Genomic DNA, 26,139 nt, shown 5'->3' with positions numbered 1-26,139 from the left:
TGTTTTCCTCGTTTCGCGGGCGAAAAGAGGCGTGATCCATGTAGCATAAATGCTCATGTGACCTCCCTCCGCCAGCATTATCTGGTTCAGGTTCAAAGGGTACGTCTCAGCTTTTCAGCGCCCCTGGTGATGCGACGGCTATTTGTTTTCGCGCGCGTCGTCAAACGGATTTGGCCCAAAGCGATTTATTCGGCGGCCGACACGCGGCCCGCTGCAGGACGCGCGCCAATCTGCACATCCCTGCCGCTTGAGGCGACGCCTTGCGATCCGCCGACGGGAAGGTTTATCCGATTGCACCCGGTTTAGTAAGTAAACAGTTGTTGCGTTATCGGTCGGACTTGACCCATACTGAGTGTATAGGGCGACGTTTGAAGAGCCGCCATAAAACTGGGAGGATTTTATGAAATACCTTGCTGTAGCAACATGCATTGCATTGGCGTCGGGGGCCACGACGACTTCGGCGACCGAACTCGTGGGCGCTGTGCAGTTTGATGAAAACCACGCCTTTACAAAAGCGCTTAGAGAATTCGAGCGTGTTGCAGGTGAATGCTCCGGGGGGTCGCTGACGTTTGATCTGCACCTGAACTCAGAGCTTGGACTTGAGAAGGATTACTTCGAAAACATGAGCCAGGGCATTGCGGTGGATTACGCCATTGTCAGCCCGTCGCATATGTCGACCTTTTCGCAAAAGGCACCCTTAATGGACATGCCGTTCCTGTTCCGCGACCTTGATCACTGGAATGCGGTGATGGAACAGGATGCGCTCGCGCCCCTTGCCGCGGATGTTTTGGCGCAGGCGGATGTGCGGCTGATCGGCTATGCGGGCGGTGGCACGCGCAACCTGATCGTAAACAAGCCCGTGACCACGATGGAAGAACTCGAAGGGCTGCCGATGCGCGTCATGGGAGCACCGATCCAGACCCGTATTTTCGAAGCCATCAAGGCGGCCCCCTCGGTCATCGCCTACAGCGAAGTGTATAACGCCATCCAGACCGGCGTGATCGACGCGGCTGAAAACGAGGCCGCAGGCATCGAACAGATGAAGTTCTATGAAGTCGGGCCGGAAATTTCGCTGACGCGCCATGCGATCACGGTACGTCCGATTGCGTTTTCGAACGCGACCTTTGAGCGGCTGACACCGGAAGAGCAGGCCTGTGTGATGGAAGCGGGCAAGGCCGGTGGCAAGCTGGGCCGCGATATTGAAAGCGGACAGGACAGTGAAAAGCTCGCGGCGATGGAAAAGGCGGGCTTGCTCCAGACCCATGAGTTCGTGGAACGCGACAAGCTTCTGGAACTCGCTGGTCCTGTCAAGCGGGCCTACGCCGAGGAACTCGGCGCCACGGATGTGCTTGAAGCGATCGAAGCGGTGAACTGATCCACCCGGGTTCCGCGCCTCACGGTGCGGAACCCAACCCTTTCTCTTGCAAAAAACGAGACGCGCTATGCGTATGTTTCTGGAAGGCTACTACCGCCTTCTGAAAATCCTCATCACCTTGTTGATGGCCGCGCTGATCGTGCCGGTCACGATGCAGATTCTGAGCCGCTATACAGGCATGGTGCCGCGCTATATCTGGACGGAAGAGATCGCGCGCTTCTGTTTTGTATGGATTATCCTGATCGGTGCGATGATCGCTGTTCGGGACGGCACGCATTTCGACGTTGATGTATTGCCCCATACGCAGAACCGATACGTTGAATTTGCGTCAAAACTGTTTGTGCACCTGTCCATTCTTGTGATGGCGCTGTCGTTCCTGTGGTGGGGGCGCGATTTCTTTGTGCTTGGTGCACGTCAACAATCCGAAATATCAGGTCTGCCCATGTGGATGATCTATGTCGCCTGGCCCATCGCGGGGGGCACATGGGCGATATTCACCGTTGAGCGCATATTCGATGATTTTCAGGCGCTGAAGACTGGAGCGATTGATGGGGCCGGGTGAAGTCGCTGCCATTCTGTTTGGCACCTTTGGGATCCTTGTCGCGCTGCGTGTGCCGGTCGCTTTTGCGCTGGGGCTGGCCGTGGTGCCGGTCTTTTTCATCGAGGATCGCCTGACGCCCGTGCTGCTCATGCGCGAGATGTTCAAAAGCTACAACGCCTTCATCCTGCTGGCGGTCCCGTTCTTTCTGCTGGCGGCCAACCTGATGAATGCGGCGGGCATCACCGACCGGCTGATCCGGCTGGCGCGTGCGATGGTGGGGCATCTGCCGGGTGGGGTGGGGCATGTGAATGTGGTTGTCTCCATGCTGTTCGCCGGCACCTCTGGCTCCTCTACGGCGGATGCGGCGGGCATCGGGTCGCTCCTGATCCCGCAGATGAAGAAAGAGGGCTACGATTCCTCTTTTGCGGTGGCCATCACGGCCTGTTCCAGCGTCATGGGGGTCATCATTCCGCCCTCGATCCTGATGATCGTCTGGGGTGGGCTGATGTCGGTGTCCATCGGAGGGTTGTTTCTGGCTGGCGTGGTGCCCGGCATTCTGATCGCGGGCTCGCAGATGATCACGGTCTATGTCTACGCCAAGCGGCGCGGCTACCCGGTGCACACACGTTCCACCTTGATGGAGCTTTTCCGCGCGGCAGCCGGCGCGTCTTTGGCGCTCATGACGCCGCTGATCATCGTGGGCGGCATCGTCGGCGGGTTTTTCACACCGACCGAAGCTTCGGTGGTCGCTGTCCTTTATTCGCTGTTTCTGGGCATGCTCATCTATCGCACCATCACGCCGCGCCAACTGCCGCACATCCTTTATGACAGCGCGCGTTTCGCCGCGATTACCCTGTTCTGCATCGGCACGGCATCCGCCTTTGGGTGGTGTCTGGCCTATTTCAAAATCCCTGCCACATTGGTGGCCTACATCGACCAGTTGGGTTTGGGCGTCATCGGAATCGGGATCATGTGTGCGCTTGCGTTCCTGCTGATCGGCATGTTCATCGACGCAATCCCCGCGATCATCATTCTGGGCACGGTGTTGTTCCCGGTGACGCAGCATGTGGGGATGCACCCGATCCATTTCGGGATCATCGGGATCATGAGCCTCGCGTTTGGGCTGGTCACACCGCCCTATGGGCTTTGTCTGTTGATCAGTGCAGCCATCGGGCAGATAAAACTGATTGATGCGCTAAAGGACGTGGCGGTCATCCTGCTGCCGATGATTTTCGTGCTTCTGTTCATCATTCTGGTTCCCGACCTTATTCTTGCCCTGCCGCGCTGGCTGATGCCGAATTTCATTCAATGAAACATGGCCGGTGTTTTTTGTGGCGCAGCACCCCGCCAGATTTGGCGACCTGTCTTCACAGTCCTACCCGCGTTTCAGCCGGGTGCCGACCGCGACCTGTCATGCGGTCTGCGGCATCGCAACGCGCGCAGATTGCGGGGTCGCGAGATGAGGCAAGAGGCGCCGGAAAGCAGGCAAGAACCTGTTGAAGCGCGGGACAAGTCCGATCGCGGCAAGACCGATGCAATATTTGGAGCAGGACCCGATCGGATGGGAGCCGTTGCGGCGCAGGATGCTGTCTGCAATTCCCCTCCCAAAGGCTGACTTTGTTTCGATCACGACCATTTCGGGTGATGTCGCCGCCTCATTCCTGTCATTCCAGAACTGCAGATTACGATCAATGGTCAGACGTTCACCGCCCTCGCGGGCGACCAGCGTCATCCTTTCATATTGCATCTGCATCACCGGCAAATAGGGGGCATTCAGGCCCCGACCGTAGTGGCCGAGGTGGGATTGCTCCGCGAATTGCAGCGCGGGGTCCGTCAACTGGTCCAACGCATCGGGATCATGCGGCAGGCGCTTTTTGACGGTGACTTTCCGCAGTGACTTCAGTTTTACCTCGACGAAACAAATGTCGGCGCTGAGGTAGTGTCGCGTGCGCAGCTTGGACCGTCGCCGCCGCCCCTGCACGTGATGGCGAAAGCTCGTCATGTCGGGCGTGTCGAAATACTGCGTGCGATAGGCGAACCGTCGCGTACCATCGATTTCCAGAATATCAAAGTGATCGCCAAGAACGGGCGCGAGGCTCTCCAGAACGCTCAGCGGCACAACATATTTATTGTCCAGCCGCGTCAGCATCTCAGCCTTGGCGTTCAAATCCGCCAGTGAAATCGGGGTAAGTGCATTCTCGAGCACTATGAAACATCCCTTTGTTTGCTGTTGTAGGTGAGGCTCACGATGGCCAGTTCGTTCACGAAATTGAGGCTCACGATTTCGAACCCCGTCACATTCACGCCCAGCCTGTCGCTGAGCGTGCGGCGCATTTCATCGGAGTCCGACAACAGCTGTGGATCAATTTGATCCAACGTCACCGTGACAGCGCGCGAGCCACGCACAAGAGCAGGGTGATCGACAATATACACGCCCAGCAAAACGCAGGCGGAGATAACCACGACCGTCAGTATGTCGGTGCCACCGACGGAGCAGATCACGGCGATGGCGATTGATCCGAAGAAATAGGCGATCTCAATCCGTCCGATCTGTTCAGAACGCAAATTGAACAGCGCCAGAATGGCGAAAAGGCCAAACCCGGCCGCGAGACTGAATTCGACGCTGGAGAGTTTGGCGAGCACCGCAAAAGCAAAGATGTTGAACATTGCCGCAGTCGTTGCAAGAACGCGGTCCCCATGTCTGCGATAATACAGGCCGTAGATCAGGATCACCGTGGCGATGATATTGATCAGAAACCTGAAACCCAGGTCACCGAGTTCCGAAACTGCCGTCATGGCAACCTACCTCCTGATAAATTGCGGAGGATGTCGCATGATGTGTCATGCGCGTGCTCCGTCAGGCGTGAGATGCAGAACGATGCCCTCGCCCCGCAGGTGCTTTGATACCAGTTTAAATGGAAGCAAATCCTTAACAGTCCAGTCTGACGCGACAGAAAACTGTTTCATTGTTGCGCAGATTCAGTGGTATCTTTCTGAAAAAGCGGGGAAAAACGGCGCAACCGCCGGGTTTTTAGGCGGTCCGCATTCCGCCACGCTGCGCGGCTGGACGCCAACTGTGCCCGGGGATGGGCAGGGATGCGCCGGTCACAGATGGTAATTCCATATCCCGACTGGTCGCTGTTTCACAGCCTTGAGCACGGCTCTGCCAAGACCATTTTGCTTGGCAGTGCTCGGGTGCAGACCGGATCAGCCATCATCCGATTTGCGCAACATAACCCTTTGCCAACGGACACCAGTACCAAAGCGTCATGCGAAAAACCTTGATCGCGCAACGCCGCCCGAAATCAAGGATTTCAACGTGTTGCGTGATCCTTGATCCTTCAGATACTTCGTCAGACGCTCTAATGAGAAATCATCCAGGGCCGCTTGGTTGGAAATGATTTTGCGCCATTTGCATGATGCAACGTCTTTGAGGGGCGCGCTTTGGAGGATGAACAACAGGAACATCCGGGCCCATGATTGGAGCGTTTCGGGCTATCCGCGCTGCGTTCATTGGTTTCATGGGCGCGGCGTGCGCCACTGGACATCACGGCAAGGCGCGGGGCGTTCATCAGGACGCGCGGCGCGGTTGTTGCGCAGTGCGGGCAATCGCAGGGGTCCTGAAAGTTATCGAGTGAGGCAAAGGCTGTGAACGGACCGCAGTCATCACAGAAGTAGTCATAAAGAGGCATGGTCGGCTCCGGCTGCATTCAGGATGGGCGAGCGATGCGCATGGCACATCGCTCGGCGTTTGGAATTAAAGATCGTGGGCGATTGGCATATCGACGGAGCCGTCAAGATATTTGGTCGGCCCATTCGCATTTGGCATCATATCCCATTCAAAGATGTCATTTGGCAGCCAGAGCGTGGCGCAGGCGTTGGGTATATCCACCACGCCCGAGATATGGCCCTGCACCGGCGCGGTGCCCAGAATGGAATAGGCCTGCGCACCGGTGTAGCCGAATTTCTTGAGGTACTCGATCGCGTTCAGACAGGCCTGCCGGTAAGCGATATGCACATCCAGATAGTGCTGTTCGCCACTCTCATCGACCGAAATCCCTTCAAAGATCAGGTAGTCGTCATAAACCGGTTTGATCGGAGACGGTTTGAAGATCGGGTTCTTGATCCCGTATTTCGCCATGCCATCCTTGATGATCTCGACCTTGAGATGCAGCCAGCCTGCCATCTCGATGGCCCCGCAAAACGTGATCTCGCCGTCGCCTTGACTGAAGTGCAAATCGCCCATGGAAAGCCCGGCGCCATCTACATAAACCGGGAAATAGATCTTGCAGCCGCGGCTCAGATCCTTGATGTCGCAATTCCCGCCATGTTCGCGCGGGGGGACGGTGCGGGCGGCCTCTGCGGCGGCGGCATCGCGTGTCTCACCTTTCATGGCGCCCATATGCGCGCTTTGCGTATTTGGCAAAGCTGCAAGCGGCGGTACGCGCTCGGGGTCCGTATTGAAGAGCTTGGTTTCGCGCGTGTTCCACATGTCCAGCATCTTGCGGTCGGGCAAACAGCCAATGAGACCCGGGTGGATCAACCCCGCGTATTTCACCCCCGGCACGTGGCGGGATTTGGTGAACATACCGTCGAAATCCCAGATTGATTTCTGCGCCGATGGGAAGTGATCGGTCAGGAACCCACCACCGTTATTCTTGGAGAAGAAGCCGTTGAAGCCCCAGTTCATTTCCTCGACAGCACCAATATCGAGGATATCCACGACCAGCAGATCGCCGGGCTCTGCGCCCTTCACCCCGATGGGACCGGAGAGGTAGTGTACCTGCTCCAGTTCGACATCACGCACATCAGCGGCGTCGTCGTCATTCTTGATCTGACCGCCGGTCCAGTCATAGGTCTCGATCTTGAAATCGTCGCCGGGTTCGACCCAGACGTTGATCGGAATGTCCGGGTGCCAGCGGTTGTGCACATTCTCGTTCGTATGCGGGCTTTCGCTCAGATCTACTGAGATCAATGTGTCTGCCATGGGGTAGCTCCTCTCTTCTTGGTATTAAACGGATAGAAATTTCGAGACGCGCTCTTCGTCGATGCCATCGCGGGGGCTGTCATGCACAAAGGTGCCGTTCTCGATCACGATCACCCGATCCGCCACATCGAGCGCGAAGCTCAGCACCTGCTCGGACACGATGATGGTCAGGTTCTTCTCGTCCCGGATGCGACGCAGGGTGCGCGCCATCTCGCGGATGATCGAGGGTTGGATGCCCTCTGTCGGCTCGTCCAGCAGCAGCACTTTGGGCTCGCTTGCCAGCGCACGTGCAATTGCAAGCTGTTGCTGCTGGCCGCCGGACAGGTTCCCGCCGCGGCGTGATTTCATCTCCAGCAGAACGGGAAAGAGTTCGTAAATATCCGGGGGCACGTCCTTTGACCCCGTGGTCGTCAGGCCGGTTTCGATGTTCTCGCGCACGGTCATTGACGAAAAGATCATCCGCCCCTGCGGAACATAGGCGATGCCAGAGGCGACACGCTGATGCGGCTTCATCCCCATGACGGAGGTTTCGCCGATGCGGGCCTCGCCGCCTTTTTCCGGCACGATGCCCATGAGGGTTTTCATAAAGGTGGTCTTGCCCATCCCGTTGCGCCCCATGATTGCGACAATCTCGGCGGGTTTCACATCCAAGTTGATGCCATGGAGCACTTCGGACTCGCCATAAGCCGCGCGGAGATTCTGGACAGACAGCATGCGTGTTCCTTTCAATGGCCGAGGTAGACTTCGATGACCTTGGGATCGTTCTGCACACGGTCCATTGACCCCTCGGACAGGGTTTTGCCCTGGTGCAGAACCGTGACGCGGGTGGCGATATCCGCGACAAAACCCATGTCATGCTCGATCACGATGACGGATCGGTCCCCGATGATCTTGTTCAGCAGTTCTGCGGTTTTCTTGCGCTCAGCCACGGACATGCCTGCGACGGGTTCGTCCAGCATCAGCAGTTCAGGGTCCTGAATGAGCAGCATGCCAATCTCGAGCCATTGCTTTTGACCATGGCTGAGGAAAGCGGCCTTTTCGTCCAGCAGCGTGTCGAGGAAGATCGTCTCTGCGATCTCCCTTATCCGTGCTTTCACGGTTTCATTGCGCCGAAACGCGAGCGCGCCAAAGACGGTGTAGCCAATGGGGTAGCTCAACTCCAGGTTTTCAAAAACCGTCAGGTCCTCATAGACCGATGGGGTCTGGAATTTACGACCCACGCCGGCATGCACGATCTGGTCTTCGCGCATGGACAGCAATTCGCGCCCCTTGAAATTGACTGATCCGCTGGTGGCCTTGGTGCGCCCGCAGATCAGATCAAGCACCGTGGTTTTCCCTGCGCCATTGGGGCCAATGATTACGCGGCACTCGTTTGGTTCGACATAAAAGCTGAGGTCATCCACCGCTTTGAAACCGTCAAAGGAGACTGTCAGCCCTTCGACCGATAGCACAAAGCTGGGATGGGGGGGTGTGTCGCGCATATCCGGGCCTCCTATTCAGCGGGCGATTGTTTTGATTGCTTGGCTTCCGTGGTGCTGGTCTTTGAGAACAGCCTGGCGATGCGGGGTGCGACATGTTCCGCATAGACGCCGGCCAAGCCGTTCGGGAACAGCATGACAACCGCAATGAACAACCCGCCCAGACCCAAGAGCCAAAGTTCGGGGAATGTCTCTGACAGGGAGGTCTTGGCCCAGTTGACCAGAAGCGCGCCGTAAACCGCCCCGATGATGGACAAGCGACCGCCAACCGCGCAGAAGATCACCATCTCGATCGACGGGACGATGCCCACGAGGGTCGGTGACATGAACCCGACCTGCAGGGTGAACATGGCTCCACCGATGCCGGCGAAGGCAGCGCCGAGGCAGAAGATGAAAATCTTGAAACTCGCCACGTCATAGCCCGAAAACCGCACACGGTCCTCCTGATCGCGCATGGCGATCAGCAAGCGCCCGAGTTTTGACTTGCGAACGAATTGCGCAATGAACAGACAGGCAAACAGCAGGATGCCGTTCACAAAATAGAGCAACTCCTTGGCCTCATCGGTGCGGATGTCCCATCCGTTCAGGGTGCGCAAGTCGGTGATGCCATTGACGCCCCCGGTGAACCCTTGCTGGCCAATGATCAGAATGGTCAGGATTGCCGCGAAAGCCTGCGTGATGATTGCGAAATAAACCCCGCCCACCCGGCGGCGGAACATCGCAACCCCGATGATGAACGCAAAGATCACCGGCACCGCGACCACCGCAAAAAGCGCAAAGGCAAGGTTGTTGAACGGTTCCCACCACCAGGGCAGGGCGGTGAGCTGGTTCCAGTCCATGAAGTCCGGAATCCCCGGGGTGGACTGGATCGCGGTATTTTCGGGCGTTGAGGCCTCAAGCTTGAGGAACATCGCCATGCAGTACCCGCCAAGTCCGAAGAAAACACCCTGTCCAAGGCTGAGGATCCCACCAGCGCCCCAGCACAGCACCAGACCAACGGCGACAAAGGCATATGTGAGGTATTTGCCAAACAGGTTCAGCCGGAAGGTGTCGAGTGCCAGCGGCAGCAGGATGAAGATGACAGCAGCGAGGATGGCGAACCCGATGATATCCTGCAGGGAGAAGAGACGGTTGGAAGAGGCACTCATCTTTTGGGCTCCTTACTTGCGCAGTTTGAGGGAAAAGAGACCCTGCGGGCGGACCATGAGGATGCCGACCACCACCAGCAGGGTCAGCACCTTGGCCATGGAGCCGGAGAGGAAGAATTCCATGATGGACTGCGCCTGGCTGATGGAAAACGCGCTGGCGATGGTGCCGATCAGGCTGCCTGCGCCGCCGAAAACGACCACAAGGAAGGTATCAACGATGTAAAGCTGACCAGCCGTCGGCCCGGTGGACCCGATCATCGTAAAGGCAGACCCGGCAACGCCTGCCACACCGCACCCGATGCCAAAGGTCAGCCGGTCCGTCCAGGCGGTGTTGATGCCCACGGCATCCGCCATCACGCGGTTCTGACTGATCGCGCGCACCTGCAAGCCCCAGGAGGAGCGATACATCAGGTAATACACACCCAGAGAAATCGTCACCGCAAGCACCATGACAAAAACACCGTTGATCGGCACTTCCACCAGATCAGTCAGGGGCAGCGATCCCATCATCCAGTCCGGGATCGTCACACCCACTTCGCGCGCCCCAAAGATGCTGCGGTACACCTGTTGCAGGATCAGGCTGAGGCCCCAGGTCGCGAGCAGTGTATCAAGGGGGCGCTTGTACAGATGCCGTATCATCGCCCATTCCACGAAAAGGCCCAAAAGCCCGGACGCGATGAATGCGATGATCATGGCAACAAAGAAATAGATACTGAAGAGGCCGGGGATATAGGCCTGAAACAGTGTCGACGTCAGATACGTCATGTATGCGCCGAGGATCATGAATTCCCCATGCGCCATGTTGATCACGCCCATCTGACCGAAAATGATGGCAAGACCCAAGGCCATCAGCACAAACACCGAAAACAGGATCAGCCCTGCAAACCCCTGCATGGCAAAAATCGCACCAAGTTCGCTCATCGAATAATCTGCAAACATGTCCTGTCTCCGTCGCTTGTCTGGGAAAAAGGGAGGCGCGGCCTACGAAGCGCGCCCCCCGATGCCGCTTTTTACTGGTAGCCTTCGGGGAAGGGATCAGGCTCCACCAGTTCGGCGGTTTCAAACACCACTTCGTACTGCCCATCCGCCTGCGCGCGGCCCACGCGGGTCTTGGACCACAGGTGGTGGTTTTCGTGGATCTTGACGTAGCCTTCTGGCGCTGTCGTCATCTCAATGCCGGGGCTTGCCGCGCGGACTTTGTCCACATCGAACGATCCGGCCTTTTCGACTGCTGCTTTCCACAGCCACGGTCCAAGATAGGCCGCTTGTGTCACGTCACCGATCACCATGTCGTCGCCCCACATCTCTTTGAAGGCTTTGACGAATGCGATGTTGTTCTCATTCTCAAGGCTTTGGAAATACTTCATGCAGGCGTAGGCACCCTCGACGTTCTCGCCACCGATGCCGCGGATCTCGTCCTCCGTCACCGAGATGGTCAGAACGATCGGGCTTTCCTCAGCCGGATCAATGCCCGCGGCTTTGAGCTGTTTGTAGAACGCAACGTTCGAGCCACCGACAACAATCGCATAGATCACATCGGGCTTGCGCAGACGGATCTTGTTGATGACCGAATTGAACTGCGTGTGGCCAAGCGGGTAGTAATCCTCGCCAACGACCTTGGTGCCTTCCATGAACTTTTCGATGTGCGCGCGGGCAATCTTGTTCGAAGTGCGTGGCCAGATGTAGTCAGACCCCAGCAGGTAAAAGGATTTCGCGCCCTTGGTCTGTGTCACCCAATCAAGGCCTGCGATGATCTGCTGCGTGGCTTCCTGTCCGGTGTAGATCACGTTGGGCGATTGTTCCAAACCTTCGTAGAAAGTGGGGTAATAGAGGAACCCGTTGTGCTGCTCAAAGACGGGCAGAACGGCTTTGCGCGAAGCGGAGGTCCAGCAGCCCATGACGGATGCGACCTTGTCGTTCACCAACAGTTTGCGCGCCTTTTCCGCGAACGTCGGCCAGTCAGAAGCGCCGTCTTCCTGAATGTATTCGATCTTGCGACCAAGGATGCCGCCTTGTGCGTTGATCTGCTCGATCGCCAGTTTCTCGGCCTGAACCGAACCTGTTTCGGATATCGCCATCGTGCCCGTCACTGAGTGCAGGATGCCGATGGTGACGGTGTCGTCGGTTACTGCGAGCCCTGTTGTATTCACGTCAGCGGTCGGGAAATCAGCAGCGCGCAGGTGCTTCGGGGCGAAAAGCGATGCGGTCAGTGCGGCTGTTCCCGCCATGAATGCGCGTCGGCTTGGCCCTGCTAGTTTCGCGGGTATCTTCTTGTCAGTCATGGACAATCCTCTCGGGTTAAAATCGGTAGATGTGCAGAATCCGTGCAGATTAATTTCATCTTCTGTTAACCAGAGGCGGCGGCGTATACGTCGATTGACGTATGCCACTGCGCGTAACTACGCTGTATCAATAGTGGGGTAGTGGATGAGACGGGGAACGGGAGGCCCCAGGGGCGCTGACGACTTCAGCCAACCATCCGTTGTTGGATCAGGCTGTAGGCTGGGGGGTCTTCATGGCGACGTCATATCGCGCGACCAAGGAAAAAAGGCAATATAATCGGTGGGTTGCCAATGAAACCAAGGAAGACTTCGCCTTGCGTTTCACCGCCCACCGCGCCCGGCGGTGGTCTTATGGCCGGGTTGCAAATACAGCGATCGGGTCGATTTCTTTCCTTGCACTCGAAGCGATCGGCGCAGCACTGACCCTGTCTTACGGGTTCGATATTGCGGTCACCGCGATCATGCTTGTCGGTGCCTTTCTTTTCATCACGGCCTTTCCCATCAGCTATTATGCAGCCAGGTACGGTGTGGATATCGACCTGCTGACACGCGGTGCGGGCTTTGGTTACATCGGCTCAACGATCACCTCGCTGATCTATGCGACTTTCACGTTTATCTTTTTCGCCCTTGAGGCAGCGATCCTTGCGCTCGCGCTTGAATACAGTTTGGGCATCCCGCTGGTGTTGGGGTATCTCATCAGCGCGGTTGTGGTCATCCCACTGGTCATCAACGGATTTTCAAAGATCTCCGCCTTTCAGGCATGGACGCAACCGATCTGGGTGCTGTTGCACATGGCGCCCTTCGTGATCCTCGGCTTTGTCGGTTATGATCTTGAGGCATGGTCCGGCTTTCAAGGCGATGCCGCCGACACGCAGGAACAAAGCGCGCGATTGATCATGTTGGGGGCTGCTGCGGGCGTGATCTTCTCCCTGATCGCGCAGGTTGGTGAGCAGGTAGACTACCTGCGGTTTTTGCCCGTGCCCCGCACCGCTGCCGAAAAACGGCGCTGGTGGGCGGCGCTGATCATCGCAGGTCCCGGCTGGTCGGTCCTCGGCATGATGAAGATGCTTGCCGGCTCTTATCTGGCTGTGATTGCGATCGCCAGCGGCCTGCCTGAGGCGCAGGCAACTGATCCCACGCGCATGTATGAAACGGTTTTCGCCATGGCGCTGGACACGCCGTGGGTGGTTATCCTGCTCACCAGCAGCTTTGTCATTCTCAGCCAGCTAAAGATCAACGTGACCAACGCCTATGCAGGCTCGATTGCGTGGTCGAATTTCTTTTCCCGACTGACCCATGCCCATCCCGGTCGCGTGGTCTGGCTGGTGTTTAACGTCGGCATTGCGCTCATGCTTATGGAACTCGGCGTCTTTGGCGCGCTGGAGGCGACGCTGACCCTGTACTCCCACGTGGCACTGGCCTGGATCGGCGCGCTGGTTGCGGATCTGGTGATCAACAAGCCGCTCGGCCTCAGCCCGCCCGGTATCGAATTCCGTCGCGCGCATCTCTATGATTTCAACCCGGTTGGCATCGGCGCGATGATTACCGCATGTGTCCTGTCGCTTTCGGCATTTGGTGGTGTGTTTGGCCCGGTGGCCGAGGCTCTTTCCAGCTTTATCGCCCTTGGCAGTTCGTTCCTGCTGACACCTGTGATCTCATTGGCGACGCGCGGGCGCTATTATATTGCCCGTCCGGCCTTAACCAAGGTCGAGGCCACCTGCATCGTCTGCGACTACAGGTTTGATCCGCCGGACATGACCCACTGCCCGTTTCATGAAGGCCCCATCTGTTCGCTGTGCTGCACCCTGGACAGCAATTGTCGCGACGCGTGCAAGCCGCACGGCAGGCTCGACAATGCGACGCGCCGGTTTCTGGAGGACCGCTTCCCTGCACCCGTCGCGCAGGCGCTGATGTCGCGCATGTCCCGTTTCGTGATCAGCACCACGACGATAGGGGCCATTATCGGTCTGTTGCTGGTGTTCGTTCGGGATCAGCGGGATGCGGTGAATTTTGATGCCATTCTTTGGGTTGTGTTTTCGATGGTCCTGATTGTCGTGGGCATCTGCGTGTGGATGTATCTGTTGATATCCGAAAGCCAACAACAGGCGCGCAGCGAAGCGGAAAAGCAAAGTGAACGCTTGCTGTTCGAGGTTCGCGCGCATGAAAGAACCGATCGCAAGCTACAGCAGGCAAAGGAAAAAGCGGAGGCGGCAAACACCGCCAAGACCCGTTATATGACCGGCCTGAGCCATGAATTGCGAACCCCGCTCAATTCGATCTACGGCTTTGCGCAGATTCTGGAGAGGGACGAGGACATTCCGATCCGTCGCCGCAATTCGATTACGACGATCCGGCGCAGCAGTGAACATCTCGCAGGGTTAATCGAGGGGCTGCTCGATATCTCGCGGATCGAAGCGGGCCGGCTCAAGATCAGTCGGGACCGCATCAACCTTCGGGTTTTTCTACAGCAGGTCAGTTCGATCTTCAAAGAAGCCGCACGCGAGAAAAACCTGACGTTCACGGTAGATGTCAGCAAGTTCCTGCCCGTCTGGATCGTTTTTGACGAGAAACGTCTCAGGCAGATTTTCATCAACCTTCTGTCCAACGCCATCCGCTATACCGATGCCGGCCAGGTCTCGCTTCGCATCACATATCGGAACGAAGTCGCGGTCATCGAGGTCCGTGACACGGGGTGCGGGATCATGGCGGCAGATCACAAACGCATCTGGGATCCTTTCGAACGCGGTAACAACACCGTGGCTCAGGGGTCTGGGTTGGGCCTGACCATCACCAAATTGCTGGTGGAAATCCTTGGTGGCGAGATTGAAATGGAGAGCACGCCCGGACTGGGAAGTGTTTTCCGGGTGCGCCTGATGCTGCCGTCGGTGCCCGCCGATGGGCGCGATACGATGTCGTCGCCCGCCGTGGAAACCCAGTCACTATCTGTCGCAGGTGTTGTTGGTCCGCGCCGGACGCTTCTGGTGGTGGATGATGACGCAAACCATCTCAACCTTGTCGATAGCTTCCTGTCCCCTCTTGGCTTTGCAGTCTTGACGGCGACAACCGCAGAACAGGCCCTCACAATGCTGGAAGACATCACACCCGATCTCTTTGTGCTGGACATCGATTTACCCGGATTGGACGGCTACTCGCTTGCGGAAAAACTACGCAAGGGCGATCACAGATCATCACCCATCATCATGATTTCAGGTCATGCCATGGATACCCGTGCGCCATCGACCCAGGTCACCCTGTGCGATACGTTCATCGCAAAGCCCTATAATCTTGACGACCTTCTGCTCAGGATCGCTGAAATCCTGCGGGTGGAGCTTGTCTACAAACAAAAACCAGCCTCGCACAGCCACGAAAGCGTGGCCTTGTCGGATGCAGAACGCCGCGAATTGATCAGCCTGGCGCGAAACGGGATGGCGCGCGCCTTGACGGACCGGATCGCTGATCTTGCCGAACGGGGAAGCCTGCGGGGTCCGATGCTTGTCCGGCTGAACAAGATGGCATCCGTTTTTGACTTGCCCGGGATCGCCGAAATACTGGAGGAAGATGTGCATGACGCAACAGATTGATACGTCAGACCGCCGGATCGCTCTGGTTGTCGATGACAGTCCGGAAACACTCAGCATGGTCAGCACCGCTCTGGAGGAGAACGGGATCAGCGCTGTGGTGGCGACAAATGGTCAGGCGGGATATGATCTTGCGACGCGCATCCTGCCGGACGTCATATTGCTGGATGCCATGATGCCCGGGCTTGACGGTTTTGAAACCTGCGCGCTTTTGAAAGCTGACGAGCGTCTCGCCTATGCCCCGGTGATCTTTATGACCGGCCTGAGCGATTCAGAACATATCATACGGGGCTTGCAGGTGGGGGGCGTCGATTACGTCATGAAGCCTGCGGTCATTGATGAACTCATCGCCCGCATCACGATCCATATCCTGAATTCCCGCGCGATCCAGAGTGCGCGGCAAGCACTTGATGCATCCGGGCGCTCCGTCATTGCTGTCTCCGCTGCGGGGGTTCTGCTGTGGGGGAGCCCAACCGCTCTGCGCGTCTTGCGCGACACGGAAAACGTGGAACCCCAGCAGATTCTGGGCGGGCCGGTGTTCAAAAGCTGGCTTGACTCCTGCATTCAACTCCCCACCTCGCAGACCCGGCGGTTTTCATGCGAAGACTTCACACTCGATTTTCTGGGGGGTGGCCCGTCGGGCGAGCTTTTGCTTCAGATCGCACGCACGAGCAACATGCGACCGAGTACCTATCTTGAAACGGCATTTGATCTGACCCCACGGGAGGCGGAAGTTCTCTACTGGCTTTCAATGGGCAAAACCAACCGTGACATCGCGCAGATCCTTTCGCTCAGCAGTCGGACAATCAACAAACACCTCGAACAGGTTTTTCAAAAGATGGGTGTCGACAATCGCACCGCAGCGGCGGTCGCGGCCGATCGCCTGATCAGCAGGCTATAAACGGTTTGCAACCCGCAATACCAAAACCCGCACCGACGGCCCGCCAAGCCGACGGCAACGTTGCATCCTTTCCCTGAACCCCATGTGGTAAGCGTCGTTGGCCGTGTCCCGGTTTGACACGTCTTCTTTCCTGCAAGACCCGCGCTGTTTTAGCGGGGTTCCCCTGCGACAGTTGCGCTCTGTCCGCTGGGCTATCCTACAGCGAATTGCTTTTACGAAGCACCACATGCTTTGTGCGCACCATTTGAATTGAGGTGTTCAGCGTCCATCAGCGCGGTTTCGGTCAGTATCGCCGACTTGCGAGGATATTTTGATCTCTAGCTTTTCCTCCGGCTCACTGGATTGTGCAGAGGATATGGCGCCGAGAGCCTCTCCCGTCGTGCTGCCCTTCAAAAAAGGCGTTCGTTGCAGGGGTTCGGTGTTATTCCGGCGTGAGAAACATGACGCGAATTCTCAAGTCAGGGAATGGGAAAAACCACGCTACATGTTGCCTTTGCATGCTTTGACTCGGTACATCATCGGAACAGACTGCGTGACCGGTATTGGCTTTTTCAAAGGAGTTCCAAGTGCAACAATCGAAAAACCCTGCCGGGCGCATCGGGCTGGCTGTGGTCGCTATTCTGATTTTTCTGGTTGGCTTTTATGCGCTCACCGACCGGCTTGCGCCATCCTCCGCACGCGGAATTGTCACGGCGCATGTGGTCCAGATCGCGCCTCGTGTATCGGGCCGGATCACGCAGGTGCATGTCGAAGATGATGCAATCGTTCAAGCGGGGGACCCTCTGTTTTCGATTGACCCCCGCCCCTTTGCGCTGGCGGTCGCGCAAGCCGAGGCCAACCTTGCATCCACCACGCAGAACATCGACGCTTCCAGCGCGTCTTTGGTGGCGGCCCAGGCTTCGGTCACTCAGGCCCGCACGGCACTTGAAACCACCCGGGCGCAGGCGGAGCGTACATTCCGGCTGGAAGAGCGCGGCATCGCAGCCAAGGCGCAGGGCGATACCGCGCGGGGTCAAGTTGCCGATGCGGAGGCGCGACTTGCCACAGCCGAGGCCAACCTTGACAGCGCGCGCACGGCACTCGGGCCGCAGGGTGAAGATAATCCTGCAATTGCTGCGGCGCAGGCACAATTGGAGCAGGCACAATATGACCTGGCCTCGGCGACAGTAAAGGCGCCGCACTACGGGGTTGTAACCAATGTGGTGCTTTCCGTCGGACAATTTGCGAATGCGGGCAACCCGGCGCTGACATTCATCGACGCTGACGCGATCTGGATCACGGTGGATCTGCGGGAAAACCAGCTTCAGAATATTGATCCGGGCGACCCAGTCGGATTGCTTTTTGACGCCGCGCCCGGCCAGATTTTCGAGGGACGCGTTTTGAGTATCGCATGGGGTATCAATGCGGGCCGCACGATGCAAAGCGGACTGGTCGTCAACCAACCTGCAAACCGCTGGTTTGAACCGGCAAGGCGGATTCCTGTACGTGTCGAGCTGGCAGGCGGACTGGAGGAATGGCCCGAACAGGCCCGCGTGGGCGGAAAGGTTCACGCCGTTATCTACAGCGGTGGTACGGGCAACCCGATCGCATGGTTGGCCGGCGCCTTTCAGCGGGTTCAATCCTATCTCAGCTACCTGCACTGAAGGTATCGTTGATGTATGTGACACCGGCGCCCGATGCTGACAATGACCCGCTCTATGCGGTGCGTTTTGGCTTGACCGGAATGCTTGGCTACGCCGCCGTTGCCGTCTTTAACCCCGTGTTACCTGCTGTCATGGCGGCCATGCCGCTCGCCATCATTGCAGGACAACGCAAGGCCTTCAATCCCGTCGCGGCCATCGCAGGGCCTGTGGTGTTGATCGCCATGGCCTTTGTCACGGCGTGGATGGTAGAGCAATTGTTGCCGATGCCCTTGGTATTGATTGGGGCGATGTGGCTGTGCTTTTTCCTCGGTTTTCGGATGATACTGAAAACCGGCTCTCCGGTGGGGATGATTGTCGTTGTGCTGCCGCTTTTGATGTCGATCATGGGCATGAATGGCACGATGGCTTTGGATGCCATGCGTCTGGCGCTTGTTCAGGCTGCGTTGCTGACCCTGGTGCTTGGGCCTGTGGTTTACATGTTGCTGCCGCCCCGCACCCAAGAGCGCCACGTGGCTGTGCCGGCTCCCGGGGTGGGGCAGGTCGAGATCGGCGCGGCCATTCGCGCAACGGTTTTGCTGGCGCTGAGTTTCTGGCTGTATTCCGTCATGCAGCCGTCGGATTTGATGATGGCATTGATTGCTGCCATGGTGATTGTGTTCCCCTCGCGCCTGCGGGTCTGGGATGAGGCCTTTCAGCGCATTCGCGCGACGCTTTACGGTGCTGCAATGGCGTTGCTTTTGCTTGCTTTCTTCATGGTGTCTGCCCGGTTGCCGATCATTTTGGGTCTGATATTTCTTTCCGGTCTCTTCCTGGGGACCAAAATGATGCAAGGGAAACGCCCAAGCATGGTCTACCAATACGCGTTCTCGGTGACACTCGCGCTGGTCGCAGGTGCGCTATCGACGCAGGACCCGGCCTATGCCAGCTTTACACGGATTATTCTGACATTGCTGGGGGCCTTCACCGCCGCCTTTGCCGTCGCGCTGCTTGATGACCTCACGGGGTGGCATGGGGATCAGCCGGAAAATGAAGGTGCAACGCAAGAGGCCGCCTAGTCATCGCGCGCCTATCAGGTGTGTCCTGATCGGCAGTTGCAGAAAACGACACCCGCCTCTAGCAGATTCGCGCGGGGGATTGTGCTGACCGCTTCTCAGCCACGCCGCTCTCCCGGTGCCATGTCGCGCGCGGGCAAATCGCATCTGTGGAATGGACCCGAAGGGCGCGACAACGCACCCAGAGGGTCTGACCAGGTTCCTGAAACATCTAGTATCATGCAAGGCGTTGAAATCCTTGATGCCAGGCAGTGCTTGTGCGGTTCAGGTCTTCCGCATGACGCTTTCACGCCACCTCTGACAGTGTCCGAATTGCAGTGGCTGAAGGGTATTGCGGTCGAAAACGTACCGGCGAAGTGCATCGCCCTGATGGTGTTCCTTGGGTGTCTGCGGGGTACTCTCACAAGCCTTACAGAAAAAAAGAGTGCCCCGGATTGGGGCACTCTGCTGCTTTGACCATGGAAAACGGACTCTACTTCAACAGCACATCCAGCGGCACAGGCTCGCTGATCGTGAAGCTGCCAATCACGCCCGGCTTGCCATTGGTGATTTCCACGATCTGCATCTCTGCCGTATTCTGGTGGTGGAGTTGATCCGAGAAGCTGCGCGGACCAAAGGCCGTTGGCTCGTTGTCCATTTTTTCCAGTTCAGCGGTTACAGCCGATGCCTCGACGGTGCCGGCGCGTTCAACCGCCTTTGCCCACAGATCAATCAGCAGGTAACCCGGATAGGCATAGGTGCTGGACGGGCCTGCGCCTGTTGCCGCCTCAAATGCATCGCGAAGCGCGTTCACGGCAGGGCGTGTGTCATCGCCATAGATGGACCCCTGAACGGGTACGATGAAGTTCGACAGATCAGGCGCCGCGTCAAGCCAGTAAGAACCGTCCACCGCAGAACCATTGAGGATCGTCGAATTGATCCCGGCAGCCCGGATCTGACGCACGGCAGAGGCCGCACCCGGAATGTAGGAACACAGCATGATCACGTCCGGCTCCTCAGCGAGGCTTTTGATGCGGGTGATCTGGCTCGCAATTGAGGCGTCACCGTTCAGGAAAGTGTCGGTGCCCACAATCTCGCCCCCTGCCTTGGGGAACATCCAGTCAAAGCCGGTGCAGATGCCCTTGTTATATTCAATGGTCGTATCCAGAAGCACGTAGCCGGTTTTGGCATCGCGCTCCTGCACGGACCATTCCGCAACCGTCGCGCCCTGAACGGCTGCGAGAACGGAGGCCGAGAAACTGTTGGGGCCAACGCCCTGAATGCCCGCCTTGATGTCTTCGGCACACAGGAAGAAGGAGTTGAGCCCAGCTCCTTCAGCCGCCAAAGCCGCAGGCGCGCCGAAGTCGTAGTCACAGGACACGATCAACATGTCTGCACCTTCGTCCACCATCTGTAGGCCTGCGCTTGCAGATTGCGCCTGATCGCTTTTCGTGTCGGCTTCGATCCATCTGATCTGCTTGCCCAGCAGACCGCCTGCTGCGTTGATTTCGTCAATGCGGATGCGCGCGGCTGCCACTGCGGGCGCGTCGTAGGCTTCGACCCAGCCGGACTTTGCGATTGCAAAGCCGATCGTGATTTCATCTGCGATCGCCGTTGTGCCAAGGCTGAGTGCCAGTGTCGTGGCCGTCAAAAGGTGTTTCATATGTCTTCTCCCGTTGAGTGTTGGTGTTGTTGTTTCCCCGTCAGCGACCACCGATCCGCAGACGGAGTTCACGCCCCCCTGTCAGCCCGGTGGGACGCAGAATGAGAACAAGGATCATGATGACCCCGATGATGATTTCCTGAGCGCCTGTCGGCAGTGCGAATGTCGCTTCACCGATCTCCATGCCGCGTTCCATGCGCACGAGGGCTTCGATGATGATCGAAAGAACAAGCACGCCCATGACAGCGCCCGTCAGGCTGCCAATCCCACCTACGACCAGCATGGCGAGCGTGATGAAGGTGACGCCAAGATAAAAGCTGTTGGGGTTCAGAACGCCCAAGGAGTGGCCGAATAATGCCCCGGCCACACCTGCAAAGAAGGCAGAGACCACAAGCGCGATCAGGCGGTGGCGGTACATGTTGATGCCACTTGCATCTGCGGCAACCTCGTCTTCCCGGCTGGCGCGCAGCGCAAGGCCAGAGGCGGAGTTTGCGTACCACGCCGCGGCCAGAATAGTCGCGCTGGCCCAGCCAAGCGTGACCCATTGATCTGCGTATCGCGTCAGGCCAACGACAGAGGATGTCGCCCCGGTCACGCCCTCCCAACTGGAATAGACCGTGTAGACAATCGCAAGAAAGGCGAATGTTGCGATGGACGCAGCGATGCCTGACAGCCGCAGAATGGCAGCACCGGAGAGCAGCGCGATAAAGGCTGCGAGCAGGCCGGACACAACTGCCGCTGGAAATACCGACCATTCTGCCGTGGCCAGAAATGGCCACAGGTCGGGCAGGAACATCCCCTTCATCTGCGGTCTGAGTGTCAACCACGCAGAGCAATAGGCCCCGACGGCCATATAGCCTGCATGGCCAAAACTGACGATGCCGGAGTTGCCGACGAAAATCCACAGCCCCACGACAAAGGTGACACGGATCAGGGTCTGCGCCGCCATGCGGGCAAGTGAATTATCGCCCAGCAACGTGACCAGTAGAGTGAACACCGCCAGAATGGCTATCAGCAGGATCGGCGTTGACCATGCGCTGAGACGCTTTTGTTTATGTGTCTGGGCCATGGGTTACACTCTCGGCTTGGTGGATCGGGGCGCAAAGAGGCCGTCGGGTTTCAGCAGCAGGCTGACAATCACGAGCGTGTAGAGAAACGCATCGCGAAACGGGCGCGCCTCAAGCGGGAGAAACCCTTGCAAAACCACCGAAGCTGCACCGATCAGAAAGCCTGCCGCAACCGCTCCCGGCAAGCTGCCCAAGCCGCCGATCACCGTGGCGATAAAGGCCACCAGCATGATCTGGCCGCCCATCCGGATATCTGCGACGCCGGTTTGGGTGACCATGATCAGCGCAACAGCCGCAGCCAGCGCACCTGACAGGGCAAAGGCACCGGTGATGACGACATTGGCCCTTACACCGAGCAGCCGCGCCATGGTAAAGTTCTCCGCCGCGGCGCGCATTTCCAGCCCGATCCGCGTGCGTTTGAGCAGCAAAGCCAGCGTCACAACGACCAGCAGAGTGGTAAAGATAACGATGATCTGCAAAAGCGGGATCGAGGCACCGATGATACTGACCGGCTGGTTCAACTCTGGCCAAAGGCTGACCGCCTTGGGGCGGCTGCTATAGATCAGCAGCAGCGTATTCTGGATGACGAAGCCGAGCGCAAATGATGAAACCATCATCGCCACGGGCGTCGCATTGCGCATGTGACGGAAAACAAATAATTCGGACGCCACGGCTATGGCGGCACCGATCAACAGCAATACCGGGATCAGGATGATCGCGGGGGCCTTGCCCAGAAACATGACTGCGACAGCGTCCGTTGACGGGACGATCAAGGCAAAGACGCAAAAGGCAATGTATTGCCCATGCGCGAAGTTCACCAGCTTCATCACGCCGAAAATCAGCGCGATCCCAAGTGCGGCCATCGCGTAGATGCCACCAAGGCTGAGGGCGTCAAAAAGCAGTTGTGGCGTGGCGTTCATGACGGATCCTCTGATTGGTCCTGACCGAAATAGGCTTCCTTGAGCAGATCACTTTCCGCGAATTTCCCGGCATCGCCGTCGCCGACCACATTCCCACCGCGCAATAGCACCATGCGCCCGCCGACGCGGGCGGCGCGGGCCGAGCTTTGCTCCACGATGATCAGAGTGAGACCCCGTTCATTCTGCAGTCTGACCAGCGTTTCATAGACCTGGTCGACGATATTCGGGGCAAGCCCCAAGGACGGCTCATCCACCAGCATCAGCTTGGGATTGGTCATCAGGCCACGCCCGATGGCCAGCATTTGTTGTTGACCCCCTGACAGTGCACCGGCATTCGCGTTACGCCGCTCGCCCAGAATGGGGAAACTGCCGTAGACGTCTTCGATGTCCGTTTCAATTGCTGCGGTGTCGCGGCGAATGCCCGTGCCGACGCGCAGGTTTTCCTCAACCGTGAGGGTCCCGAAAATCTCTCTGCCCTCCGGAACCATCGTCAGCCCGAGACGCGCGATCATTTCCGGGGACCGTCCATTGAGCAGATCGCCATCCACTTCGATCCGCCCGTGGGTCGTAGGTACAGCACCGCATATTGCTTTGAGAAGCGACGACTTGCCCGCACCATTGGGCCCGGAGATGAAAAGCCGCTCACCTTCATCGACGGTGAAGGAGACGTCTGACAGGGCCGGCACTTTGCCATATCTGACAGCGACATCGAATATGCCCAGCTTAGACATTACGCGTCCTCCATCTGGTCAGCGCCCAGATAGGCTTCGCGCACGGCCTGACTGCCCAGAATTGCCGCCTTGTCGCCCTCTTCGATAATCTTGCCCGCATCCAGAACATAGACGTGATTGGACAGTGACAGCACGAGGCCGACATTGTGCTCAATCAGCAAAACGCCGCATTCAAGCTCGTCTGCGATGCGTCTGATGATCCGGGCGAGATCGTCCGCTTCCTTTTCGGACATGCCTGCAGCCGGTTCATCGAGAAGTAGAAAATCCGGTGCAAACATCAGTGCACGCGCAATGCCCACGCGGCGCTCGTCAGTATAGGGCAGGCCGGCAGCGGGAAGTTCGGCCAGATGCGCAACGCCCATCCAGTCAAGCAGACGCATCGCCTCATCTTCGGACGCGCGGCGCGAATGCCCAAGACCAACGCCCGTCACCGCGAGGTTGTCGAGCACATCAAGTCCCGTGAACAGGCGGCCTGCCTGAAAGGTGCGCGCAAGACCCCGGCGTCGGATGTCATGCGGTGCTTTCCCGGTGATGCTTTCACCATCCAGCGTGACCGTACCGGAACTGGGGTCCTGAAACCCGGTGATCACGTTCACACATGTGGTTTTGCCGGCACCGTTTGGGCCGATCAACCCTGCGATTTCTGCCTTCTTGAGGGAAATCGTCACATCATCGATGGCTTTGAAGCCGCCAAATGCAACGTTGATGGACCTTAGTTCCAGTGACAACAATTCTATCCTTCGTGGTTGGTGCGTCGCCGATGCTGCGGCGCGCAGATGCAACTACGTGGCTTGCGGCCAGCCTGAACGGACAGCCGCAAGCCGATCTATGAGATCACGACCAATGCGCGAGGCTGCGGCGTTCAAAGCTCTCGCGGAATTGCTCGATGGTCTTGGGCAGAGGCTCGCCCGTCTCCCAATCGAGGATCACGGCATAGCGTCGGACGGCGTCCATCGCGTCGATCTCACCGCTCTTGTAGAGCTTTGACACCTCTGCCGGATCGGAGCGGGCCCAGTCCTTGCGGTTTGCGCGGATATGGGCGCGCAGCTCGGCCGTGGCTTCTTCGTCAATCTCATAAGACAGCAGATCGCGGTCTATCTCCTTGATGACGACTCCGTAGTCCTTGGCCGCCCGGTCCACAGAGACATATTCGTCGATGACATCTTCGAGCACCATTTCGGGGGCGCGTTCCAGCGGATCCCCAAAGCCGCCGCCGCCCGCCGTGGGCCGCGCGAACTCATCCCCCGAATACATGGGAAAGTCCGAGAAGACGGAGCCAAGCCATTCCGACGTGTCAGAGCCAGCCCGTTTGATCGTCAGACCATGGGGCATGGACGGCAGCCCCCCCTCGACGCCCCAGACAACGGCACGCTCTCGGTCACAGACATAGGACATGACCGATTTTTCGCTTTCCAGCAGCAGAGATGTTTTCTGCACCCCAGCCCCACCGCGCCACTTGCCCGGACCCGCGCTGTCTTGTTTGATCTGGAATTCCAGCGTGCGGGTTGGATTGACCCGTTCATTGCCTTCATTGGGCTGAGACATCAGGCCGGTGCCGAAACATGCCGTTGTAACATCGCTGCCATCCTTGCCACGGCGACCTCCCCATCCACCGGGAAGCCATTCATAGAACATGAAAGTGGAATCTTCGTCGCGGCGCTTGTCGGTGCCGCCTGCCAGCAGGTATTCCAGATTGAATGCGCAGGCGATGGCACGTTCGGGCATGATCTGGGACCACATTTCAAAGACCGAATTCATGATCTTCTCAAACGGCATCAGGAAGCCCGTGACCGCGACAGGCCACTGGGCGCTGACGACAGAATTCTCCGGTGCCTCGACAGAGATCATCCGATAGAAACCGCTGTTGAGTGGCAGGTCGGGGAAGAAGGTTTTCATCCCAGCCACCACCGCCGAGAAGGTCGCGCCCGGTGCGGAGTTGTACATCGACCCGATTGTCGGATGGCTGCCCGAGAAATCATAGAAGATCTGATCGCCCTTGATCGTCATCTTGATGTGGATCGGGATCATTCCCTCGCCCGCGGCAGGGTCCCGGTCAATGTAATCCACCGACTCCCATGTGCCATCCGGCAGCGCAGCGATCCGCTGGCGCACAGCGCGTTCGACGTAATCCTGCACTTCGTTCATACCCTGGGTCACTTGCGCGCGGCCATATTTGCGCACCAGCCGCAGGATTTCGCGCTCTGCCACCTGCGTCGCCTGGGCCTGCGAGTGGATATCACCGATGATCGACGCAGGGTCGCGGGTGTTGTTGGCAATCAGGTTCGCCACGTCCGAGCAAAAATCGCCCGCGCGGAACAGGCGGACCGGGGTAATACGCACCGCTTCACGGAACATATCCCTGGCCGTCACGTCGAACGAGCCGGGAACAGACCCCCCCAAATCGGACCAATGGCCGTTGGACTGCGAGAAGCCGATCAGTTCGTCTTCGTCAAAAATCGGCCGCACCAAACGGACATCGCTGAAATGCGTACCGCCCGCGTAGGGGTCATTGATCGCGTAGACATCCCCCGGCATCATATCGCCCTTGAAGACGCGAATGACGTCCTTACAAGTGAAATGCAGCGTGCCCACATGCACGGCGATATCATCGTTGCCTTGCGCGACCGAGTTGCCTTCGGCGTCATGCAACGCGTTGGAAAAATCGCGATTGTAGATCACGAAGGAATAGCAGGTACGCAACATCTGCTCGGCCATCTGGTCGACCGAGGTGATGAATGAGTTCTTGAGAACTTCAAACGTGACGGGGTCTAGGGCTTTTGAATCACTCATGATT

General features: G+C 58.0%; 22 protein-coding genes and 1 riboswitch. Of the genes, 7 read left to right on the top strand and 15 right to left on the bottom strand.

Features of this window, described 5'->3' with window-relative positions; translation table 11 throughout:
- Positions 1-46 precede the first annotated feature (46 nt).
- Positions 47-135, bottom strand: a riboswitch (TPP riboswitch).
- 265 nt (positions 136-400) lie between these two features.
- The 3 genes from RD1_RS16600 to RD1_RS16590 all read left to right on the top strand — a co-directional run bounded on the left by RD1_RS16600 (position 401) and on the right by RD1_RS16590 (position 3,228).
- On the top strand, positions 401-1,375 hold the full coding sequence (locus tag RD1_RS16600) for a TRAP transporter substrate-binding protein (protein WP_011569700.1): 975 nt from the start codon (positions 401-403) through the stop codon (positions 1,373-1,375).
- A gap of 67 nt (positions 1,376-1,442) precedes the next feature.
- Positions 1,443-1,937: a TRAP transporter small permease gene (locus tag RD1_RS16595; RefSeq protein ID WP_011569699.1), complete on the top strand. Its 495-nt coding sequence runs from the start codon at positions 1,443-1,445 to the stop codon at positions 1,935-1,937.
- The gene (locus RD1_RS16590; RefSeq protein ID WP_011569698.1) at positions 1,924-3,228 is read left to right on the top strand and encodes a TRAP transporter large permease; all 1,305 of its coding nucleotides are present in this window, start codon (positions 1,924-1,926) and stop codon (positions 3,226-3,228) included. Before RD1_RS16595 ends, RD1_RS16590 begins: the two co-directional genes overlap by 14 nt.
- A 99-nt stretch (positions 3,229-3,327) precedes the next feature.
- Here the strand turns inward: RD1_RS16590 and RD1_RS16585 are convergent, their stop codons facing one another.
- The 9 genes from RD1_RS16585 to urtA form a co-directional block, all read right to left on the bottom strand.
- Positions 3,328-4,122: a polyphosphate polymerase domain-containing protein gene (locus RD1_RS16585; protein WP_011569697.1), complete on the bottom strand. Its 795-nt coding sequence runs from the start codon at positions 4,120-4,122 to the stop codon at positions 3,328-3,330.
- Entirely contained in the window at positions 4,122-4,712 is a 591-nt protein-coding gene (locus RD1_RS16580; RefSeq protein ID WP_011569696.1) for a DUF4956 domain-containing protein, read from the bottom strand. The genes RD1_RS16585 and RD1_RS16580 overlap by 1 nt, the downstream gene beginning before the upstream one ends.
- A 566-nt stretch (positions 4,713-5,278) precedes the next feature.
- Positions 5,279-5,608 carry an FmdB family zinc ribbon protein gene (locus RD1_RS20755; RefSeq protein ID WP_011569694.1) on the bottom strand — a complete coding sequence of 110 codons (330 nt, stop codon included), beginning with the start codon at positions 5,606-5,608 and terminating at the stop codon, positions 5,279-5,281.
- Positions 5,609-5,673: 65 nt separating this feature from the next.
- Positions 5,674-6,903 (bottom strand): formamidase, encoded by a 1,230-nt coding sequence (gene fmdA, locus RD1_RS16570; RefSeq protein ID WP_011569693.1) that lies wholly within the window; start codon positions 6,901-6,903, stop codon positions 5,674-5,676.
- 24 nt (positions 6,904-6,927) lie between these two features.
- Positions 6,928-7,617, bottom strand: coding sequence for an urea ABC transporter ATP-binding subunit UrtE (urtE, locus tag RD1_RS16565; protein WP_011569692.1), 690 nt, complete (start codon positions 7,615-7,617; stop codon positions 6,928-6,930).
- Positions 7,618-7,628: 11 nt separating this feature from the next.
- Positions 7,629-8,384 carry an urea ABC transporter ATP-binding protein UrtD gene (gene urtD, locus RD1_RS16560; protein WP_011569691.1) on the bottom strand — a complete coding sequence of 252 codons (756 nt, stop codon included), beginning with the start codon at positions 8,382-8,384 and terminating at the stop codon, positions 7,629-7,631.
- A gap of 11 nt (positions 8,385-8,395) precedes the next feature.
- Positions 8,396-9,529: an urea ABC transporter permease subunit UrtC gene (gene urtC / locus RD1_RS16555; RefSeq protein ID WP_011569690.1), complete on the bottom strand. Its 1,134-nt coding sequence runs from the start codon at positions 9,527-9,529 to the stop codon at positions 8,396-8,398.
- 12 nt (positions 9,530-9,541) lie between these two features.
- Positions 9,542-10,468, bottom strand: coding sequence for an urea ABC transporter permease subunit UrtB (urtB, locus tag RD1_RS16550; RefSeq protein WP_011569689.1), 927 nt, complete (start codon positions 10,466-10,468; stop codon positions 9,542-9,544).
- Positions 10,469-10,539: 71 nt separating this feature from the next.
- On the bottom strand, positions 10,540-11,811 hold the full coding sequence (gene urtA / locus RD1_RS16545) for an urea ABC transporter substrate-binding protein (RefSeq protein ID WP_011569688.1): 1,272 nt from the start codon (positions 11,809-11,811) through the stop codon (positions 10,540-10,542).
- 233 nt (positions 11,812-12,044) lie between these two features.
- On the opposite strand from urtA, the gene RD1_RS16540 reads away from it, so the two are divergent.
- The 4 genes from RD1_RS16540 (at position 12,045) to RD1_RS16525 (ending at position 18,988) form a co-directional block, all read left to right on the top strand.
- Entirely contained in the window at positions 12,045-15,392 is a 3,348-nt protein-coding gene (locus tag RD1_RS16540) for a hybrid sensor histidine kinase/response regulator (RefSeq protein WP_011569687.1), read from the top strand.
- Positions 15,376-16,290, top strand: a complete 915-nt coding sequence (locus RD1_RS16535) for a response regulator transcription factor (RefSeq protein ID WP_011569686.1) — start codon at positions 15,376-15,378, stop codon at positions 16,288-16,290. Before RD1_RS16540 ends, RD1_RS16535 begins: the two co-directional genes overlap by 17 nt.
- A 566-nt stretch (positions 16,291-16,856) precedes the next feature.
- A complete protein-coding gene (locus tag RD1_RS16530) occupies positions 16,857-17,933 on the top strand; it encodes an HlyD family secretion protein (protein ID WP_011569685.1) in 1,077 nt (358 codons plus the stop codon).
- Between the two features lie 11 nt (positions 17,934-17,944).
- On the top strand, positions 17,945-18,988 hold the full coding sequence (locus tag RD1_RS16525) for an FUSC family protein (protein WP_044033224.1): 1,044 nt from the start codon (positions 17,945-17,947) through the stop codon (positions 18,986-18,988).
- A gap of 469 nt (positions 18,989-19,457) precedes the next feature.
- Here the strand turns inward: RD1_RS16525 and RD1_RS16515 are convergent, their stop codons facing one another.
- From RD1_RS16515 to RD1_RS16490, 6 genes are all read right to left on the bottom strand, one after another.
- The gene (locus RD1_RS16515) at positions 19,458-20,627 is read right to left on the bottom strand and encodes an ABC transporter substrate-binding protein (RefSeq protein ID WP_011569683.1); all 1,170 of its coding nucleotides are present in this window, start codon (positions 20,625-20,627) and stop codon (positions 19,458-19,460) included.
- Positions 20,628-20,667: 40 nt separating this feature from the next.
- Complete coding sequence (locus tag RD1_RS16510; RefSeq protein WP_011569682.1) at positions 20,668-21,696, bottom strand: branched-chain amino acid ABC transporter permease; 1,029 nt, start codon at positions 21,694-21,696, stop codon at positions 20,668-20,670.
- A gap of 3 nt (positions 21,697-21,699) precedes the next feature.
- Positions 21,700-22,614, bottom strand: coding sequence for a branched-chain amino acid ABC transporter permease (locus RD1_RS16505; protein WP_011569681.1), 915 nt, complete (start codon positions 22,612-22,614; stop codon positions 21,700-21,702).
- Positions 22,611-23,345 carry an ABC transporter ATP-binding protein gene (locus tag RD1_RS16500; protein WP_011569680.1) on the bottom strand — a complete coding sequence of 245 codons (735 nt, stop codon included), beginning with the start codon at positions 23,343-23,345 and terminating at the stop codon, positions 22,611-22,613. The genes RD1_RS16505 and RD1_RS16500 overlap by 4 nt, the downstream gene beginning before the upstream one ends.
- A complete protein-coding gene (locus tag RD1_RS16495; protein WP_011569679.1) occupies positions 23,345-24,073 on the bottom strand; it encodes an ABC transporter ATP-binding protein in 729 nt (242 codons plus the stop codon). The genes RD1_RS16500 and RD1_RS16495 overlap by 1 nt, the downstream gene beginning before the upstream one ends.
- A 106-nt stretch (positions 24,074-24,179) precedes the next feature.
- A complete protein-coding gene (locus RD1_RS16490; protein ID WP_011569677.1) occupies positions 24,180-26,135 on the bottom strand; it encodes a hydantoinase B/oxoprolinase family protein in 1,956 nt (651 codons plus the stop codon).
- Positions 26,136-26,139: the final 4 nt, after the last annotated feature.

Origin of the sequence: Roseobacter denitrificans OCh 114 (assembly GCF_000014045.1) — a bacterium.
Taxonomy (GTDB): domain Bacteria; phylum Pseudomonadota; class Alphaproteobacteria; order Rhodobacterales; family Rhodobacteraceae; genus Roseobacter; species Roseobacter denitrificans.
The sequence above is the reverse complement of the archived record's forward strand: the minus strand, read 5'-3'. Positions and strand labels throughout refer to the sequence as shown.

Coding starts and splice junctions, on each gene's coding strand:
- RD1_RS16600 (WP_011569700.1), top strand. CDS start 401: ATGAAATACCTTGCTGTAGCAACATGCATTGCATTGGCGTCGGGGGCC.
- RD1_RS16595 (WP_011569699.1), top strand. CDS start 1,443: ATGCGTATGTTTCTGGAAGGCTACTACCGCCTTCTGAAAATCCTCATC.
- RD1_RS16590 (WP_011569698.1), top strand. CDS start 1,924: ATGGGGCCGGGTGAAGTCGCTGCCATTCTGTTTGGCACCTTTGGGATC.
- RD1_RS16580 (WP_011569696.1), bottom strand. CDS start 4,712: ATGACGGCAGTTTCGGAACTCGGTGACCTGGGTTTCAGGTTTCTGATC.
- RD1_RS20755 (WP_011569694.1), bottom strand. CDS start 5,608: ATGCCTCTTTATGACTACTTCTGTGATGACTGCGGTCCGTTCACAGCC.
- fmdA (WP_011569693.1), bottom strand. CDS start 6,903: ATGGCAGACACATTGATCTCAGTAGATCTGAGCGAAAGCCCGCATACG.
- urtE (WP_011569692.1), bottom strand. CDS start 7,617: ATGCTGTCTGTCCAGAATCTCCGCGCGGCTTATGGCGAGTCCGAAGTG.
- urtD (WP_011569691.1), bottom strand. CDS start 8,384: ATGCGCGACACACCCCCCCATCCCAGCTTTGTGCTATCGGTCGAAGGG.
- urtC (WP_011569690.1), bottom strand. CDS start 9,529: ATGAGTGCCTCTTCCAACCGTCTCTTCTCCCTGCAGGATATCATCGGG.
- urtB (WP_011569689.1), bottom strand. CDS start 10,468: ATGTTTGCAGATTATTCGATGAGCGAACTTGGTGCGATTTTTGCCATG.
- urtA (WP_011569688.1), bottom strand. CDS start 11,811: ATGACTGACAAGAAGATACCCGCGAAACTAGCAGGGCCAAGCCGACGC.
- RD1_RS16540 (WP_011569687.1), top strand. CDS start 12,045: ATGGCGACGTCATATCGCGCGACCAAGGAAAAAAGGCAATATAATCGG.
- RD1_RS16535 (WP_011569686.1), top strand. CDS start 15,376: ATGACGCAACAGATTGATACGTCAGACCGCCGGATCGCTCTGGTTGTC.
- RD1_RS16525 (WP_044033224.1), top strand. CDS start 17,945: ATGTATGTGACACCGGCGCCCGATGCTGACAATGACCCGCTCTATGCG.
- RD1_RS16515 (WP_011569683.1), bottom strand. CDS start 20,627: ATGAAACACCTTTTGACGGCCACGACACTGGCACTCAGCCTTGGCACA.
- RD1_RS16510 (WP_011569682.1), bottom strand. CDS start 21,696: ATGGCCCAGACACATAAACAAAAGCGTCTCAGCGCATGGTCAACGCCG.
- RD1_RS16505 (WP_011569681.1), bottom strand. CDS start 22,614: ATGAACGCCACGCCACAACTGCTTTTTGACGCCCTCAGCCTTGGTGGC.
- RD1_RS16500 (WP_011569680.1), bottom strand. CDS start 23,345: ATGTCTAAGCTGGGCATATTCGATGTCGCTGTCAGATATGGCAAAGTG.
- RD1_RS16490 (WP_011569677.1), bottom strand. CDS start 26,135: ATGAGTGATTCAAAAGCCCTAGACCCCGTCACGTTTGAAGTTCTCAAG.